Raw genomic sequence first — 16,181 nt, forward strand, 5'->3', positions numbered from 1 at the left:
GGCAGCTTACGATTGTCCCTGAAGTGGATCTTCCGGATTCTGAGGCCAAGGCCAAAGCTGTCGGCCCCATCTGGCAACGCGCATTTGTTGTGCTGATTCGTTACATGGACGCAGTCTTCGTTTTGTGGTTCCGGAGAAACTTGGCGATTGAAATTTCAGACTTATCGAGAAGGCTTTGATACTGAGTGTTCTTGAAACCCCACAGAGTAGAGTGCAGTTCCTCGGCGTGACCTACCAGATAGGGATAGGCCATAATAACGCGAAGTTTTTTTGACTCGAGGTATCGGTCGATAGTGTTTGAAAATTCAGTATTTGTCTGGGACCATTCACATATTTCTTCAATAGCCCGACTAGAATACACATTATAAACGAAACTGATGCATCGATCGAGCCAGATAAATTGAACCCCGTCCTTCTCTTCTACTTTTATAATTTTAACGTCGTCGCCGATATCGGCCATAAATCCTGAGAAAACATCCCATTTTCCGTCGTTCTCAAGAAGGTACTCTTCCACCGCCCGATTTCTTCTATCAAAATCCTGTGGGAAACAAACGTCGTCCTCGCAGATGACAAGTCGGTTCCAGTCACGTTCTTTTGCTGCCTGCATGATGGTCTTGTAACTAAGGCCACATCCGATCCATCCCGGATTATGTCGAATGCCATCGAACTTCTGGAATTGTGAGGCCTGCGGCATCAGGTTGAAGGCAAGAGTTCGGTCAGGTGTCTCAGACAACGTCAGGCATATCCGCGGGATGCCATCAGCAGGGCTCTGGGGGACTGTGGGCAAAACAACCGCAGTGAGGTCATTCAGGCCGATCATGTTTTGCGCGTAAAGGAATCGAAAGAATTGGCGCTTGAAAAGGGCGTGACGGTCTGTTCTTATTTGCGCGGCAGCCTGAGTCATCGATTGCCATATTTTAGGCGACAAGACCTTGCGTAGGGCGTCCGCTAGTTCTTTTGGCTTGTCTGCAGGCGCGAATTCCACCGCGCCATCAAATAAGGCCATCTGATTCGCGTCGGTCGATGTCTCGCTAACGATAGGTGTTCCGAGAGACAGACATTCACAAAGCCGTGTCGTTTCCAGAAGAGCGTCTTCGTAGTAGTGAATATTCAGAACTGCCTTGCTACGACGCACTAATGCATGTAACGGTGGGCCGAACAGGTTGCTTTCAATGCGAATAGAGAATTCGTTCGACAATTGGTCCAATATAATCTTGCGCCGATCACAATGAATATCTCCATAGAACAACACGTCAATGTCGCGCTCTTCGTAGGAAGATTCTGCGATTCCTGCGGAAGAAGTGCCAACTGGAACGTGGAAAACCTTATTCAAGGGAAAACCAATATCTCGCAAGAACGCTATGTTTTCGATGGAATAATCGATGATTACTGACGCTTGAGTTAGCTTTGCGATGTAATCGTCATTGAACCATCGCGAAGAGACGCACTGTTCCATCTGAACAGCAAAATACCCCGGGCGAATGTCGTTGAACACATTGGGGCAAAACACAAACAGATGCTGATACGCGGCCTGATGTTCAAGCGAATCCGAGACAGTAACTGCGAACCCGCACTCTCGCAGCAGTTCGGCATAGAGATTTGCCAAATGCGCCGTATGGGGGGGGGTTACAATTAGGCAGCCGATCTCGCTAAAGGCGGGAGCGACCGATGGCAGGTTGCTGCCGACGAGGATGCGCTTGGTCTTATTCGCAACGATACGTGCGACCCGATGGGGGGGCATATTGCGCAGAGATTTGATTTTACGAATTATCTCGGTGTAGCGCCATGATCGGCTCTGCTGGATCATGCCGAGTTCGGCCATTGCTTGATCGCGGCTGGAATTGGCAGTCTTGGCGGCGCGCCGAAGCGCATCGTTGATTCTCTTGAGATCATCAACACGCTTTGTAAGCGCTGGAATTTGCACAGCATTAATGGACTGAATAACCGCCAAATCTGGATCTTCCGCAGCATTGTGTAAAAACGGGTCGGCGGCGGCAGAGATTTTATTGATCTTCCTCATGGCTGTGGTGGGGGAGGCTCGCATTTCCAGCATGGCAGCGAAAGCATCCTTCACCCAAGGTGTAATCGCTTGGCTCTTATCCAGTTCCGCAAGCGTCTCACCATGGTGTACGCGATCATAGGAGATCGTCTTCTCAACTTCTGACGCGGCCTCCTGCAGGCTGACTGGCCAGACGAGGCTAAGCGCTTTAGCAATGTTTTCGACAGTCCCACGCCAATCGCTTAGAAGTTCATCAAACGTAATGACCGCGCGGCTCAGGCCGCGTGTATCGCGTTCGAGGTCAATCACATGCCGGAGCCAATAAAGCTGCGAAGCAGAAATCTTAAGACCGTCACGCGCTCCAAGAGATGCCGACACAGACAATGGGTTGCGCAGGATAATGATAGGACAGACGCGCACCCCCAATTGCTCCAGAACACGCCGGTACAGCGCGGCCAATCTACATATACGCGGATCCTTCAGTACCATTACGGCGGCGTCGCCGTATTCCTCATCAATAATGTCACGAATTCGTGTCTCGTAGTAGACTAATCGTTCGGGTGACAAGGTCGATAAATTCAGCGCCCGCCAGTCATTCCATGAACTGCCAAGCTCTGCCAGCAGTTCATCATTAAGTAGCACCAGGCGCCTTGGCTCCCAATGGCCGGTAGGATTTGTCGGGTGTTCCCCAATTCTATCTTTCGGCGGTGCAGCACCGAGGAAGCTTATTACCTGCGCCAAAGCGCTTGTGCCCGAGCGGTGCATCCCAAGCACCAACAGGCACACTCGGTTCCGCGGGCGATCAACGTCGCGTGCGTCAAATTTTGAAATATCGTCCATTCCTGCTCCTGGGCAATCAACTGGAAACTGCTTAGTCTGGCCCACCGCCCGTTCGCAGCATTTCCTATACCGACCTTGCTGCGTCTAAACAATTGGGTTCGGACGGCTCGAGTTCCAGGCTGTCTCCGGCGCAGTCAGGGTCCAGGGTAGCACTTGTTTCGAGGGCGACATGTCGTTTATCGGGTGCTAAGGGTATCGGCAACGATTCGATCCGTCGTCACTGATGTTGATATGCAACTATGTACATTTCGCACCGATCAGAGCTGTAAATTAAGATATGACTAAAATGACTCTTGATGAGGATATCGAGACGCTTCGAGGTCTGGTATCAAAATACTTATGGGCTGATGAACGGACCAGATCCCTACTCGAGGTCAACGGAATAAACTTGACAAGAGCGGACTTCTATTCGGAATCGCCGACGATTGCCGAAATAGACCAATCCTTCGAATACGACGGGGCTGGTACTCAGCTTTCTGTTTATGATGATCCATTGATTTTTGACGTAGACCAAATGGACGTTTTTGCCCGGTCGCTATCGCCGTTTTTGGCTGGGTTCGACCCGGCACTAGATGACGATGGCAGTTCACGTTTCTACTGGAGAAATGAGCAATTCAGCTACTCAGATGCCGCCGCACTCTTTGCGTTAGTTGTGTCGAGACGCCCAAAAAACATCATCGAGATCGGATCGGGGCACAGTACCAGGCTGGCGAGTGAAGCGTTGGCGTTGACGGGCGGTGGACGTATAGTGTGCGTAGATCCGGAGCCTCGAGCCGAGGTTGCACGTTTGCCAGGGGTTGAATTTATTCGACAGCCGGTCCAATCGATATCGCCGGACTTTTTCCGCGATGCTATCGCTCCTGGCGATTTCGTTTTCTATGACGGCTCTCACACTATCAAATCTGGTAGCGACACGGTTTTTTTCTATCTGAGCATCCTCCCTTATTTGCCAGTTGGCACATTGGTACACGCGCACGACGTTAGCCTGCCATTCGCAACGCCCAAGGCAAATTTGATCCATCGCAGGATGAATTGGGGGGAGCAGTACATACTGATGGCTCACCTTCACAATCGAACCCGCTACAAAGTGCTGCTGGCGAATGCGCTGCTTCGAAAGCGGCGCCCCGACGCTCTTGATGAGCTAATGAACGGCAAATTCGAGTCGGGTGGACAGAGTCTCTGGTATGAGGTGGTCGATACCTTTGCCAAAAAATAGAAGGCGCCAAGATACTACCGGTCGGTAGTGCGTCTAAAAATATCTGGCGGCAACGCCAACTTCGCAGTATGCGAGCGATACGGCGGGGGCCGGGATAGAACTGTGACATTGATTGGCCACGATGATCCGTGTTCGTGCTTTGCCGTCGCCCATCCCTCAAGGCCGGAGCTACCATCATCTCATGAATCGTCATTTGAAAGCGTTCTTCGGGTTTAGTCCGAATTTGGCCGTGTGCCTTAGTGGTCCAATGGGTGACTGGTTGGGTGGCACTATCTTCCTAGGCACTGTTCGTCGAGCCCGTCCGGCGAGACCGACCTGATCATGCTCGCTTGGTCGAATCCTTTGGATCGAGTCAGATGCTACTGATTTTTTCCCTCATCAAGCGCGAGATCACCGGTCGCTATCGCGGCTCTGTGTTGGGGCTGTTATGGTCGCTGCTGAATCCTCTGTTTATGCTCGCTGTCTACACCTTCGTGTTCGGCGTCGTGATGAAGTCGCGCTGGACAATGCCTGATCAGCATAGTGCTGCACATTCGACGGGCGAGTTTGCAGTCATCCTATTTTGCGGATTGATTGTCTTCCAGTTCTTTGCCGAGGTGGTTTCGCTGTCACCCAACCTGATCGTTAGCAACGCCAATTATGTCAAGAAAATCGTGTTCCCGATTCAAATTCTGCCGGTTGTTTCATCTGGCGCAGCATTGTTTCAGGCCGCCGTCAGTTTGCTGATCCTACTCGTTTTCGGGTTTATCATCTTCGGTCGCGTTCCCGCGACGGTTGTCTTGGCACCAGTGGTTTTTGCGCCGCTGATTGCCCTTGTGCTTGGCATCGCTTGGATATTGGCATCGATCGGCGTCTATTTTCGTGACATGAGTCAGATCGTAACGCCGGTGGTGACCGCGACCATGTTCCTGTCGCCGGTTTTCTTCCAGAGAACGTCGCTGCCAACTTGGTTGCAACCCTGGCTATCTCTCAACCCGCTCGCCATTCCAGTAGAGAGTTTCCGCGACGTCGTCATTTTCGGCACGATGCCAGACTGGACCTCGCTTGCTTACTATTCGGGCGCAGCGATTGTGGTGGCCGGCTTCGGCTATCAATTTTTCCAGAAGACCCGCAGGGGCTTTGCCGATGTCCTCTAACGAGTTTGACGTCGAGGCACGCAGGCATGCTTCGGATTTTGCCATTCGCGTGCGCGATGTGTCCAAGCATTATGTGATGTTCGAGCGACCGGAAGATCGCTTCAAACAAATGATCGTGCCGCGGCTGGAACGGCTGATCGGTCGCCCGCCGCGTCGCTATTTCCGCGACTTCGCCGCTTTGTCCGGAATTTCTTTCGAGGTCGGTCGTGGCGAAACCATCGGCATCATCGGCCGTAACGGCTCAGGCAAGTCGACGCTGCTACAGATCATTTGCGGAACGCTGCAGCCAACAAGCGGTTCTGTCGAGGTTAACGGCCGCATCGCCGCGCTGCTGGAACTTGGTGCTGGATTCAATCCCGAATTCACCGGGCGCGAAAACGTGTTCCTCAACGCATCCATCCTCGGCGTGCCGCGCAAGGAGATGGAGTGGCGCTTCGATGACATAGCGCGCTTTGCGGACATCGGCCCTTTCCTCGATCAGCCTGTGAAGACCTATTCATCTGGAATGTATGTCCGGCTGGCCTTTGCCGTCGCTATCAATGTCGACCCGGATATCTTGGTGGTCGATGAAGCACTTTCCGTCGGCGACGAGGCATTCCAGCGAAAATGCTATGCCCGCATCGAGGACATTAAAGACAAAGGTGGCACAATCCTGTTTGTTAGCCACGGTGCTCAGGCCATTGTCCAGCTATGCACGCGAGCTATTTTGATTGATGGCGGGAATAAGATTCTCGAGGGCACTGCGAAAGCAGTTGTGAACCAATACCAAAGGCTTGTGAATGCGAGCCCGCAGGCTACAAGCGGAATCCGTGCCGGGATCCTCGAAATGCAAGATTCCAGCCATCAACAAGGGGCAGCAACGCAACAGGCTGAAACCGCTATTGTCGATTATCTGTGGAGTGAAATCACGTCCGACAGAATCCCAACATCGGAATTACCGAATGAAGCTTCGGTCGCGCGATCAAAAAATCAGGTTCAAGTCCTAGTACAGGCTGAACATTTCGATTCAACGCTCCTATCGCAATCCATTACCCATCTGGACGAACGGGGAGCGCGAATCCGAGATGTAAACATCCGCACCCTGTCGGGGGAGCGAGTAAATACAATGCAGGTTGGTAGGCGATATCTATTCCAGTATTTTGTAGATTTCTTGATTGATGCTAATAGCGTCGGTTTTGGAATGTTCATCAAGTGCCTGAACGGTGCTGGCCTTGGAGGCGCCAACAGCAATCGCACATCCGGATCACTGTTGAAATCGGTATCGCAGGGGACGACATATTGCGTACAATTCGAGTTTGATTGCAGATTTTTGCCCGGGACCTACGTTGCAAATTGTGGGGTAACTGGCACCATCGCAGGCGAAGGCTGCATAATGCACAGGGTTATGGACGCTGAGCTTTTTCGCGTTTTGCCTGAACCAGATCTCCTTGCGATTGGGTATGTCAATTTGGAACCAATGCTAACGGTATCGTTAGAAGGGCGATCATCGGGTTCTCTGTAGCGGGCTAGCCAATGTCGGCGAATGCTCTGCTTTCCAAAGGTCACACTCGGTTTCATTTCATATGTGGGTAAAAGATGAGCAGCCTCGGTATCATAATGATAGTTAGGGATGAGATTGATATAATAAAAAAGAATATATTTTTTCATGCGAATCAGGGATTTGATTACTTCGCAATAATGGATAATTCATCAAAAGATGGAACTCGGGAACTTATCGAGGAGATCTCTAGGGACGTTCCGATGAAAATATTCTCAAAATTGGAGACTGATTATAGACAGGATATTTGGGCGACAGAGCTAGCTGGATATCTTTCTCAGATAGGTATAGATTTTGCAATTAGCTTGGATGCCGATGAGTTTATAATGCCAACAAAGTCTACGTTTAGAGAAATTTCATCTGAATCGAAAACGCCTTTAATTCTGCAAAGGCACAACATGTTACCAGCGAAGTCTGATCTCGGTAGGTTTATGGTAGCTCCATTCGACGCTACCAGATACCGGGTGGCTAAGCCGCTCCAAACTCAGTTGCCAATAATGCTTCGGAGAATGCCCGGAAAAGTGTTTTTTCCTTTGCGAGGGCTGCGCTCCATTGCTCGTGGCAATCACGGCGTTGAACACGAGATAAGCGAAAGGGTCACTTCCGAGGATGCTCTAATTCGGCATTTTCCCGTAGGGAGGTATAGCCAATTCTTAACGAAGCTTGACCACGCAAGAGAAAGGTTCCGGCAAGAGTGCAACGTCTCTCCTCTTGTCTCTTGGCACATTCGTCGTTGGCTGAAACTGCAAGACGAAGGAAAGATTGAAGAAGAGTACAATTCATTCTTTTTGAGCGACGAGGATTTAGCGACACACATTGCGAATGGGACGGTCAAGAGAGATGATTTCTGCGAGAAGGTTGAATGAATCGTAAAGAGAAACCCTTTCCATTCATCGTCTGTTACCCGCGCTCCGGATCAACGTTGCTTAGGATGATGCTCGATGCGCATCCTGACATGGCAATACCTCCTGAGACGCATTTTTGTGATCTATTCAAATTTTTGTCGTCATCAGGACCTGTAACGCCGGCTTTGCGTAGTGGGCTCCTACAGAAGATTGTGCAGCATCCCAGATGGAACGATTTTAATCTGAGTGAAAGTGAGATGAGTGCAAGCATTGCAAGCGTTCCGGAGGGGGCTTCTGCCGGAAGATGCTTTGCGGAATTCTGGAAATTATATGCTGAAAAGCAGGGAAAGCGAAGGTGGGGAGACAAAACGCCGCAGCATGTAATCTGTTCCGCCGAGATTTTCTCTATCTTGCCGGAGGCGCACTTCATACACATTGTGCGTGATGGTCGTGACGTAGCGTGCTCGGTTCGTGATAGTTGGTTCGGCAGCCGAATGACGATCAGCGATATCGCTCGAGGCTGGGTGGACCGTCTGTCGCGATTTGATGCTGACAGCCAAGCATTCCGGCATCAGACCATGGTCGTTCGATATGAGGACTTGGTGTCTCGGCCGTCGGAAACAATAGCCGACATCTGCAAATTTATAGATATTGAATATGATAACGGCATGCTTTCTTACTATGAAAGGGCGAGAGTTCGGTTACAAGAGCTGCGTGATCTGACTGTTGGAACCGGTGTTGTCTCTCGTGAACTGAGAACTAAGATACACAAGAATGTTTTATTGCCTCCCTCAGAAGGGAGCATAGGTCGGTGGAGATCTGAATTGGACAGTGCCTCGGAGAAGATATTCCGGGACATAGCGGGAGAAATGCAGTCTAGACTTGGATACTATTAGATACATGGGAGGGGGGCTGCTTCTTGGCCTCGCCATCAAATGGCTCAAGCGATTTGATGAGACATGATTTCCCACATGACCAGATGTTGCTGCGAGTATTGCAGAGATAAAAGAGGCTTGCTTTCCGTTGTGCCTGTTGCTCTAAGCCGCCATGCCTCGACAGAAACCATATTCTGCTCGGATTCACACCGGGCCCTCGAGTGGGAGGCGTCTCTAGCGGACCGCCTGTCGAAAAAACCTCTGGCTATGCCCTCCGCGCCGCAGTATGCGATACACCACGGCGGGGGCCGGGGATGGCACTTAAGGTGGATTGGTCGCGAAGTATCTTCGTGTTCGCACTTCGCTGGTGTCGATGCCCTTGAGCCTGGAGTCTAGTGCCGTCCAATGAATTCCCACCTTGAAGCTGTGTTCGGGCTCAGGCCACAGATGCGGCGCGCCTTCATCATGGTCCAGGACGTGGTCATGGTCCTGGTCGCCGTGGCACTCAGCCTTATTCTTTCGCGGTCGAATCTTTCGTTCGAAGCGTTCTCCAACGAGGGTCTGGCGACATGGGCGGGCATCGTCGTCATCAGCCATTTGTTGTTCCGCTACAGTGGCCTCTACACCACCGTGTGGCGCTTCGCCTCGACGCCGGACTTTTTCAACATCCTGAAGAGCTGCGCGATTTTGACGTTCACTCTTTACATGGCGTCGCTGCTGCTGCGTTTTTACCGGCCGGTGGCGGGGCTCAACGAGCGTCAGTTCATCGTCTTCTTCCTCGTCTCCTTCACCATCATATCGGCACCCCGGCTGTTCTACCGCTTCCTGCGTGACGGCGCGAGCTGGGGGATTCTGAGCCGCAAGACCGACCAGCAGGCCAAGCGCGCTCTGTTCGTCGGCCGGCTCGGCGAGGCCGACCTGATCATTCGCTTCACCCGCACGGCGCAACCGGCGGACTATTCCATCGCAGGCATCATGGCCACCGAGCGCGGCGCACCGTTGGGCACGCGGATTCAAGGTGTTCCCGTGGTGGCGACAATGCCGCGCCTGATCGATGTCCTGGAAGACTATGCGACCGGCACCAAGAGCCTGGACTTGCTGATTTTCGGTAGCGGCGCCGAGCACGAAATCGAGGACTATTCGGAACTTGTGCGCATTGCCCGGCACGGCGACATAAATGTGGTGCAGTTCTCAGGCCTTTCGGAGTTGGAACAGCACGGAAAGCTGGTTCTCGACACCGTCGAGATGGAAACGATCCTGCGCCGGCCGACGGTCGCGTCCGATATCCAGCGCATCGGCGCCTTTGTCGGCGGCAAACGCGTTCTGGTGACCGGCGGTGCCGGTTCTATCGGTCAGACGCTGGTCAGGCGGTCGCTGGAACTCGGAGCCGAGGCGGTGCTGGTCGCCGACAACTCCGAGTTCGGCATTTTCCAGCTGAGCCAGTATGTTGACGAGAAGGACCACGACCGCCTCAAGGTCCGCATCGTCGATGTCGCGGACCGGCGCCAGATAACGCGTGTCGTCACGGAATTCCGGCCGGACATCATCTTTCATGCCGCGGCCCTCAAGCATGTTCCGCTGCTCGAGGAAAACTGGGATTCGGCCATCCAGACCAATATCTTCGGAACGCTCGTCTGTGCCGAGGTCGCCGCCAAGTGCGGGGTTGCGCAATTTGTCTTGATATCGAGCGACAAGGCGGTGGATCCCTCGTCAGTGCTCGGCATGACGAAGCGGGCCGCCGAACAGATCATCAGCGCCTTGCATGGCACGCCGGCAGGCGAGACAAGCGGGCGTCGCCCGGCCACCAAGTTCATTGCAGTGCGGTTCGGCAACGTCTTCGGCAGCAATGGTTCGGTGGCGACCATATTCCAGGCGCAGATCGAGGCCGGAGGGCCCGTCACAATCACCGACCGGCGCATGACGCGCTATTTCATGACCGTGGCCGAAGCCGTCGATCTCGTCATCATGTCGGCGGCCGATGCCGCGTCGCGGCAGAGCGGAGACGATTATGCCGTCTATATGCTCGATATGGGCAAGCCGGTACCGATCCTTGAAGTGGCCGAAACGATGATCCGCTTGTCCGGAAAGAGCCCATACAAGGACGTCGCGATCCGGTTCACCGGCATAAGGCCGGGTGAAAAACTCCACGAAACGCTGCATGGCGAAGACGAGGAACTCGTCGAACTCGGCATCTCGAAGATTTTCGGCCTCAGCACGGACGTCGTGGAATGGTCGGATGTCCAGGTCGCGCTCACGGCGCTGCAGCAGTCGGCGAAAAACCAGGACAAGGCTGCCGCGCTCGCCGCATTGGCAGGTCTCGACCGCGCCAAGAAGGCCAGGGCAAGTGCACGTCAAGACGCGATTCCGAAGACGGCCGGGCAGGCGACCTAGAACAATTCCGGGAAAAGCGCACGGCGCTTACCTTTGGGAATTGCGCCAAATCAAAGAGATAGATCCAATCAGAATCAGAAAGCGATCTTGCTCGTGAGCAAAGATGATCTGCGCATCGCGGTCCTGATGGGCACGAAAGACGGCGCCGCCTTCATCGAGGAGCAGCTGCAGTCCCTGCTCGAGCAGTCGCACCCTCTGGTCGACCTGTGGATATCCGACGATGGCTCCACCGATGGCACGACCGCCATCATCGAGACATGGAAATCCCGCTGGCGGCCCAAGGGTCGAATGACGCTCGTCGAGGGGCCGCGGCAAGGCTTCGCCGCCAATTTCCGCTCCATGATCGTCGATCGACGCATCGAGGCGGACTGCTATGCCTTCTGCGACCAGGACGATATCTGGGAGCCCGACAGGCTGGAGAGCGCTATCGACTGGATGCGGACCCAGGATGCGAAAATCCCGCTGATGTTTTGTTCGCGAACCGCGACCATGACGGAAACGGGAAGCCTTGTCGGCCATTCGCCTTTGTTTGCCCGGCCGCCAACCTTTCGCAACGCGCTTGTGCAAAGCATCGCCGGCGGCAACACCATCCTGCTCAATGCAGCGGCACGCGACCTGCTGGCCATGGCCTCCACGCGGACCGGGTTCGTCAGCCACGACTGGTGGGCCTATCTCATCGTGACCGCTGCCGGCGGCATCGTCCGCTACGATCCGCGGCCGCTGGTGCGCTACCGGCAGCATGCGGCAAACCTGGTCGGCGCCAACGTGTCCTGGAAAGCAAGGGTGTCCCGGCTTGGCCGCCTGTTCAAGGGGGAATTCGCCGGCTGGACGGACCTCAACCTTGATGGCCTCGCCGTCAATCGCGACCTCCTGACCGAGGACGCGGCGGCGTGCCTCGACCTTTTCACCCGCGGGCGCAGCGGCGGCCTTTTCCGCCGCTTGGCAGGCCTGCACCAAAGCGGCGTCTATCGGCAGACCGTTTCCGGAAACCTGGGGCTCTATCTCGCCTTCATCCTGGGGCGCATCTGAACATTGCGACGGCTGCGTGGCGCGCTTGGTCAAGAGATCGGCTCATGCTACGTCGACCGGATTGACGGCATTGGCCTGCGGCATTGCCTCGGGACTTCGGCAGGGAGCACTATCGGCCGTTCATGAAGGCAGCCAAGCAAATCTTCGATCTTGCCGGTGCGGCTCTGCTGCTGGTGGCGACATCTCCTGTCTTGGCGCTCACCGTCCTTGCCGTTCGGGCATCGTCGCCGGGCCCGGCTATTTTTTCACAGGTGCGGGTCGGCCGTGACGGTCGGCTTTTCCGCTGCCACAAGTTGCGCACGATGTATGTCGGGACGCCGTCGCTACCCTCGCATGAGGCGCCGGCGGATTCCGTGACATCGGTTGGAAAGGTCTTGCGGAAGTTCAAGCTCGATGAGCTGCCGCAATTCTGGAACGTCTTGAAGGGGGAAATGAGCCTGGTCGGGCCGCGGCCCTGCCTGCCGACCCAGACGGAATTGATCGAGTGTCGCAGGCGGCTGGGGGTTTTGGCGGCGCTGCCGGGCATAACCGGCCTGGCCCAGATCAGGGGCATCGACATGTCTAACCCGGAGCTCTTGGCGCAAACGGATGCTGCCTACCTCCGCACCGCGTCGTTCTGGCTCGATCTTCGGATCCTGTTTGGAACGCTCTACCGCTGAGCAGACCATGAAAAGACCATGGTCAAGCAAGAAAGTCAGGATCTGCTGAGCCGCGCCAGCTCGGCCAGCCGCTCAAGCGTGCCGGCTTCGGGCGTCCACCCCTGCGATACCAGCAGGGCGGGGTCGCATATTTGTGTCGCGGTCAGGCTGTCCCAGAACGCCCGCCTGCCGAGTGCGGCCACCACCGGCCGTATCAGCCCGGCCGGCATCGCCATCAGGCGCACAGGCCGCCCCAAACCTCTGCGAAAGGCGGCGATGACGGCGTCGAGGGCGACCGGCGGCACATCGGCGCCGACATAGATCGGGCGAAGCGGCCCGGAATGGCTAAGCAGGTGCGACACTGCTCGCACCGCGGCCTCGGAAGACATCAGCGAACGGATTCCGGTCAAGGCACCAGTCGGCAGCGGCAGCGGCGTATCGGCAAGGCGCATCAGCGTTGCCAGATTTCCCCTCATGCCACTTCCATAGACCGGAGGCAGGCGCAACACGGCGGCGTCGGAGCGGCCATGCGACGCATAGGCGTCCAAAACCGTGATCTCGCTTTCGCGCTTCGAGCGTCCATAGGCGCATTGTGGGGCAGGAAGCGTGTCCTCGTCGATCGTTGCGCTGACGTGCGCGCCGATCACCGCCCGGATCGAGGAGAGATGAATGAAACGTCCGCTTATCTGGGCCGCCGCTGCATGCGCCAGCCTTGCGCTCAGTTCCACATTGGCCGCCTGGTAATCGGCTTCGGTTGCATTTCCCCGATCATTGTTGAGGCCAGCGCAATGGACGACGTCAGTCATATGCCGGGTCAGTTCCAGGAAGGCGGCGGCCGGCGCATCGAAGCCGGGCATCGGCACAGTCTCGTTCTCCGAACCAAGCCTCTCGGGATGGCGGGAGGCGAGGCGAAGCTCGGCACCGGCTTCGCGTAAGTGGCGCACGACAAGACGCCCGATGAAACCTGTCGCGCCCGTGACCAGAACCTTCATGGCCTTGCCCGAGACAGGTCTTGCGTGACTGGTGCAAGTGCCGGTTCGTCCAGCAAAGGAACATGACGTCCGGAGGCGAGATATGTTCCGCTCACCAGGAAGACCATCAGCACCGAGTCCAGAATGTCATGGCCGACCAGGATGCCTGTCATTCCGGCCGTCAGATAGGTGATCACCACGACGACAATCATGGTGGCGCCGAACCGCTCGTTCGGATCGCTGCTGTTTCGCAAGACCCGGGCGGCATTTCCAGCGGCAACGATAAAGATCGCTGCCAGCGTCACGGCGCCCAGAATTCCTGCTTGCACCAAGGCGGTCAGGAAGCCGTTGTGGAAATGGTTGAAGCCTGTGTCCATCGCGAACTGCTCATGAAAGCCCTGTTTGATCAGAAGCTGGGTTGCACCCACACCGTGCCCGAACAGTGGCATGTCATGGAATGCTTTGAGGCCGATCTCCCAAAGCGCAACACGTATTCCCAACGAGGTGTCGTAGTTGCCGCTAGCTCCAAGCGCACCCCAATCGGAGCGCAAAAAGTCGACCCGCCCGGATATCGCCTGGAAGCTGGAAGCGGCGATCACGACGCCGACTGCCGCCAGCAGCAGCAGCAGGCGAACGGCATTCCTGCCCCTGAGCCTGTGCCGGTTGATCAACATGACGGCTATGCCGGCAATCAGCAGTGCCAGCCAGATGGTACGCGAGCCGGAATAGATGACGGCGATCGTCCCGGCCAGTGTCGCGTAGAAGAGGGGTGTCCGGGCTTGCTCAATACTGGACAAGGCGCCAGCCACACACGTCACCACGGCAAGGCAGACGACGGTTGCGAAGACGATCGGATTTCCGGCTCCCCCCTCCGCCCTGACGCCAATCCAATATTGCTGGATGACGGCCATGAGCAGCGCGACAAAGCAGGCGGCCATGCTGGAAAGCACGACGATGCGGGCAAGCGTGGTTTTCTGCGTGTTGCTCCAGGTCGAATAGGACACGGGAAAAAACAGGAAGGTGACGAGCGGGATAAGATGCGGCGCATCCCGGACAAACGAGTTGTTGACGATGGACGCCAGGAGATTGGCGGCGCAGTAGGCATAGATCGCGACCGTCATCCAGATCATGGGCCGGTCGGCGTTGAAGCGCCTTTTCCCTAAAGCAATCAGCAGGGCGGACGAAAGGCCTCCGCAATTGAACACAAAGCTGACCACCGACCCCAGAACCGGTGGAAAAAAGAAGCAAAGGATGGAGAAGTAGTTGTTGATCCGCGAAGGCGAGAATTGCTGTGTGAGGGATGAAAGCCGGTTCAATTTTCGGGCTCGCTGTTTTCGGCAAGTGTCATGCGGCGGATCTTGTTTAGCGAAGTTGAATGCGCTCGCCTTAAATTGCCCATGCCTCATAACGCGCTTGCCCGCTGCCGAAGCTGGTATAGCGGCCGCCCCCCGTTTTCGATAGTGTATCTGGTGGATTGCCACCGAAAATCGGCGGCAGGCGACGGTCGGCCAAGGGAAGTCGCTTGAAAGCCGTAGCCGGCCATTCAAGCAATATTTTCCCCGCGTTTTCTCGGTTGTTGAGCTTGCGGGCAGGAATTTCCGGGTTTGATGGTATCTGTGGAAAATTCATTCTCGAACCATGTGCGGCCGGGCCAGTCTTGCATTGTTCTTGACAACGGCGATCTGCTAGAACGCCGGCACGAGGAAGATTGTCCAGAAACAAGGCTCGAACCGGGCGCAAAAGCTCGATGATTTGAGGCAGGTCTTCTGTTGGAAATACGAAAGAACGCCCACGGTCCATGACAACAGCGCTTACGCATCTTCAGCGGCTTGAGGCCGAGTCCATCCATATATTCCGCGAGGTTGCGGCCGCCTTTGCCAAGCCGGTCATGCTCTATTCGGTCGGCAAGGATTCATCCGTGTTGATGCATCTGGCGATGAAGGCGTTTTATCCCGCCAAGCCGCCATTTCCCTTTCTTCACGTCGACACGACGTGGAAGTTCCGCGAGATGATCGCCTTTCGCGATCAGATGGCGCAGAAACTCGGCTTCGATCTCCTGGTTCATGTCAACGAAGACGGCGTGCGCGACAACATCAATCCGTTCGACCATGGTTCGAACACCCACACCCATGTCATGAAGACCGTGGCGCTGCGCCAGGCGCTCGACAAATACGGCTTCGACGCGGCCTTTGGCGGCGCACGTCGCGACGAGGAGAAATCGCGCGCCAAGGAGCGCATCTTTTCCTTCCGCAATGCCCAGCATGTGTGGGATCCGAAGAACCAGCGCCCCGAAATGTGGAAGATATTCAACACCCGCATCGCATCGGGTGAATCGATCCGCGTCTTTCCGCTGTCGAACTGGACCGAGCTGGATATCTGGCAGTACATCCTGCAGGAAAGTATCCCGATCGTGCCGCTCTATTTCGCCAAGGAACGGCCGGTGGTGGAACGCGACGGCATGCTGATCCTGCGGGACGACGAGCGCATGAAACTCCGCCCCGACGAGACAGTGGAGAACCGGCTCGTGCGGTTCCGCACGCTTGGCTGCTATCCGCTGACTGGCGCCATCGAATCGGAGGCCGACACGCTGGAAGCCATCGTCGGCGAAATGCTGACGGCACGGACATCCGAACGGCAGGGGCGCCTGATCGACCGCGATGAAGCCGGCTCGATGGAAAAGAAGAAGCGCGAGGGGTACTTTTGA

General features: G+C 55.6%; 13 protein-coding genes. 9 read left to right on the plus strand and 4 right to left on the minus strand.

All coding sequences use genetic code 11. The features are described 5' to 3' along the window. Positions 1–100 precede the first annotated feature (100 nt). Positions 101–2,839, minus strand: a complete 2,739-nt coding sequence (locus LB559_RS11575; protein WP_224674095.1) for a hypothetical protein — start codon at positions 2,837–2,839, stop codon at positions 101–103. Between the two features lie 286 nt (positions 2,840–3,125). Between LB559_RS11575 and LB559_RS11580 the strand changes: the two genes are divergently transcribed. From LB559_RS11580 to LB559_RS11615, 8 genes are all read left to right on the plus strand, one after another. Further along, complete coding sequence (locus tag LB559_RS11580; protein WP_224674096.1) at positions 3,126–4,055, plus strand: class I SAM-dependent methyltransferase; 930 nt, start codon at positions 3,126–3,128, stop codon at positions 4,053–4,055. Between the two features lie 356 nt (positions 4,056–4,411). Next, positions 4,412–5,191: an ABC transporter permease gene (locus LB559_RS11585; RefSeq protein ID WP_224674097.1), complete on the plus strand. Its 780-nt coding sequence runs from the start codon at positions 4,412–4,414 to the stop codon at positions 5,189–5,191. Next, a complete protein-coding gene (locus LB559_RS11590; RefSeq protein ID WP_224674098.1) occupies positions 5,181–6,692 on the plus strand; it encodes an ABC transporter ATP-binding protein in 1,512 nt (503 codons plus the stop codon). The genes LB559_RS11585 and LB559_RS11590 overlap by 11 nt, the downstream gene beginning before the upstream one ends. A gap of 74 nt (positions 6,693–6,766) precedes the next feature. Further along, positions 6,767–7,594, plus strand: coding sequence for a glycosyltransferase family 2 protein (locus LB559_RS11595; RefSeq protein ID WP_224674099.1), 828 nt, complete (start codon positions 6,767–6,769; stop codon positions 7,592–7,594). After that, positions 7,591–8,469: a sulfotransferase family protein gene (locus tag LB559_RS11600; protein ID WP_224674100.1), complete on the plus strand. Its 879-nt coding sequence runs from the start codon at positions 7,591–7,593 to the stop codon at positions 8,467–8,469. The genes LB559_RS11595 and LB559_RS11600 overlap by 4 nt, the downstream gene beginning before the upstream one ends. 384 nt (positions 8,470–8,853) lie before the next feature. Beyond that, positions 8,854–10,839 carry a nucleoside-diphosphate sugar epimerase/dehydratase gene (locus LB559_RS11605; RefSeq protein WP_063167692.1) on the plus strand — a complete coding sequence of 662 codons (1,986 nt, stop codon included), beginning with the start codon at positions 8,854–8,856 and terminating at the stop codon, positions 10,837–10,839. Positions 10,840–10,932: 93 nt separating this feature from the next. Continuing rightward, positions 10,933–11,868, plus strand: a complete 936-nt coding sequence (locus LB559_RS11610) for a glycosyltransferase family 2 protein (protein WP_224674101.1) — start codon at positions 10,933–10,935, stop codon at positions 11,866–11,868. A gap of 122 nt (positions 11,869–11,990) precedes the next feature. Continuing rightward, positions 11,991–12,527 (plus strand): sugar transferase, encoded by a 537-nt coding sequence (locus tag LB559_RS11615; RefSeq protein ID WP_013532714.1) that lies wholly within the window; start codon positions 11,991–11,993, stop codon positions 12,525–12,527. Positions 12,528–12,562: 35 nt separating this feature from the next. On the opposite strand, the gene LB559_RS11620 is transcribed toward LB559_RS11615, so the two are convergent. The 3 genes from LB559_RS11620 to LB559_RS11630 form a co-directional block, all read right to left on the minus strand. After that, on the minus strand, positions 12,563–13,498 hold the full coding sequence (locus tag LB559_RS11620; RefSeq protein WP_224674102.1) for an NAD-dependent epimerase/dehydratase family protein: 936 nt from the start codon (positions 13,496–13,498) through the stop codon (positions 12,563–12,565). Continuing rightward, a complete protein-coding gene (locus LB559_RS11625; RefSeq protein ID WP_063171706.1) occupies positions 13,495–14,793 on the minus strand; it encodes an O-antigen ligase family protein in 1,299 nt (432 codons plus the stop codon). Before LB559_RS11625 ends, LB559_RS11620 begins: the two co-directional genes overlap by 4 nt. Positions 14,794–14,863: 70 nt before the next feature. Continuing rightward, positions 14,864–15,277 carry a hypothetical protein gene (locus LB559_RS11630; RefSeq protein ID WP_224674103.1) on the minus strand — a complete coding sequence of 138 codons (414 nt, stop codon included), beginning with the start codon at positions 15,275–15,277 and terminating at the stop codon, positions 14,864–14,866. On the opposite strand from LB559_RS11630, the gene cysD reads away from it, so the two are divergent. Beyond that, positions 15,276–16,181, plus strand: coding sequence for a sulfate adenylyltransferase subunit CysD (gene cysD / locus LB559_RS11635; protein WP_013532711.1), 906 nt, complete (start codon positions 15,276–15,278; stop codon positions 16,179–16,181). The genes LB559_RS11630 and cysD overlap by 2 nt on opposite strands.

Source organism: Mesorhizobium sp. BR1-1-3 (assembly GCF_020165455.1).
Classification (GTDB): Bacteria; Pseudomonadota; Alphaproteobacteria; order Rhizobiales; family Rhizobiaceae; genus Mesorhizobium; species Mesorhizobium ciceri.

What these genes read in the sequence shown, in the direction of transcription:
- LB559_RS11585 (WP_224674097.1), top strand. Translation starts at nt 4,412, where the DNA reads ATGCTACTGATTTTTTCCCTCATCAAGCGCGAGATCACCGGTCGCTAT.
- LB559_RS11600 (WP_224674100.1), top strand. Translation starts at nt 7,591, where the DNA reads ATGAATCGTAAAGAGAAACCCTTTCCATTCATCGTCTGTTACCCGCGC.
- LB559_RS11620 (WP_224674102.1), bottom strand. Translation starts at nt 13,498, where the DNA reads ATGAAGGTTCTGGTCACGGGCGCGACAGGTTTCATCGGGCGTCTTGTC.
- LB559_RS11605 (WP_063167692.1), top strand. Translation starts at nt 8,854, where the DNA reads ATGAATTCCCACCTTGAAGCTGTGTTCGGGCTCAGGCCACAGATGCGG.
- LB559_RS11630 (WP_224674103.1), bottom strand. Translation starts at nt 15,277, where the DNA reads ATGGACCGTGGGCGTTCTTTCGTATTTCCAACAGAAGACCTGCCTCAA.
- LB559_RS11575 (WP_224674095.1), bottom strand. Translation starts at nt 2,839, where the DNA reads ATGGACGATATTTCAAAATTTGACGCACGCGACGTTGATCGCCCGCGG.
- LB559_RS11580 (WP_224674096.1), top strand. Translation starts at nt 3,126, where the DNA reads ATGACTCTTGATGAGGATATCGAGACGCTTCGAGGTCTGGTATCAAAA.
- LB559_RS11615 (WP_013532714.1), top strand. Translation starts at nt 11,991, where the DNA reads ATGAAGGCAGCCAAGCAAATCTTCGATCTTGCCGGTGCGGCTCTGCTG.
- LB559_RS11595 (WP_224674099.1), top strand. Translation starts at nt 6,767, where the DNA reads ATGAGCAGCCTCGGTATCATAATGATAGTTAGGGATGAGATTGATATA.
- LB559_RS11590 (WP_224674098.1), top strand. Translation starts at nt 5,181, where the DNA reads ATGTCCTCTAACGAGTTTGACGTCGAGGCACGCAGGCATGCTTCGGAT.
- cysD (WP_013532711.1), top strand. Translation starts at nt 15,276, where the DNA reads ATGACAACAGCGCTTACGCATCTTCAGCGGCTTGAGGCCGAGTCCATC.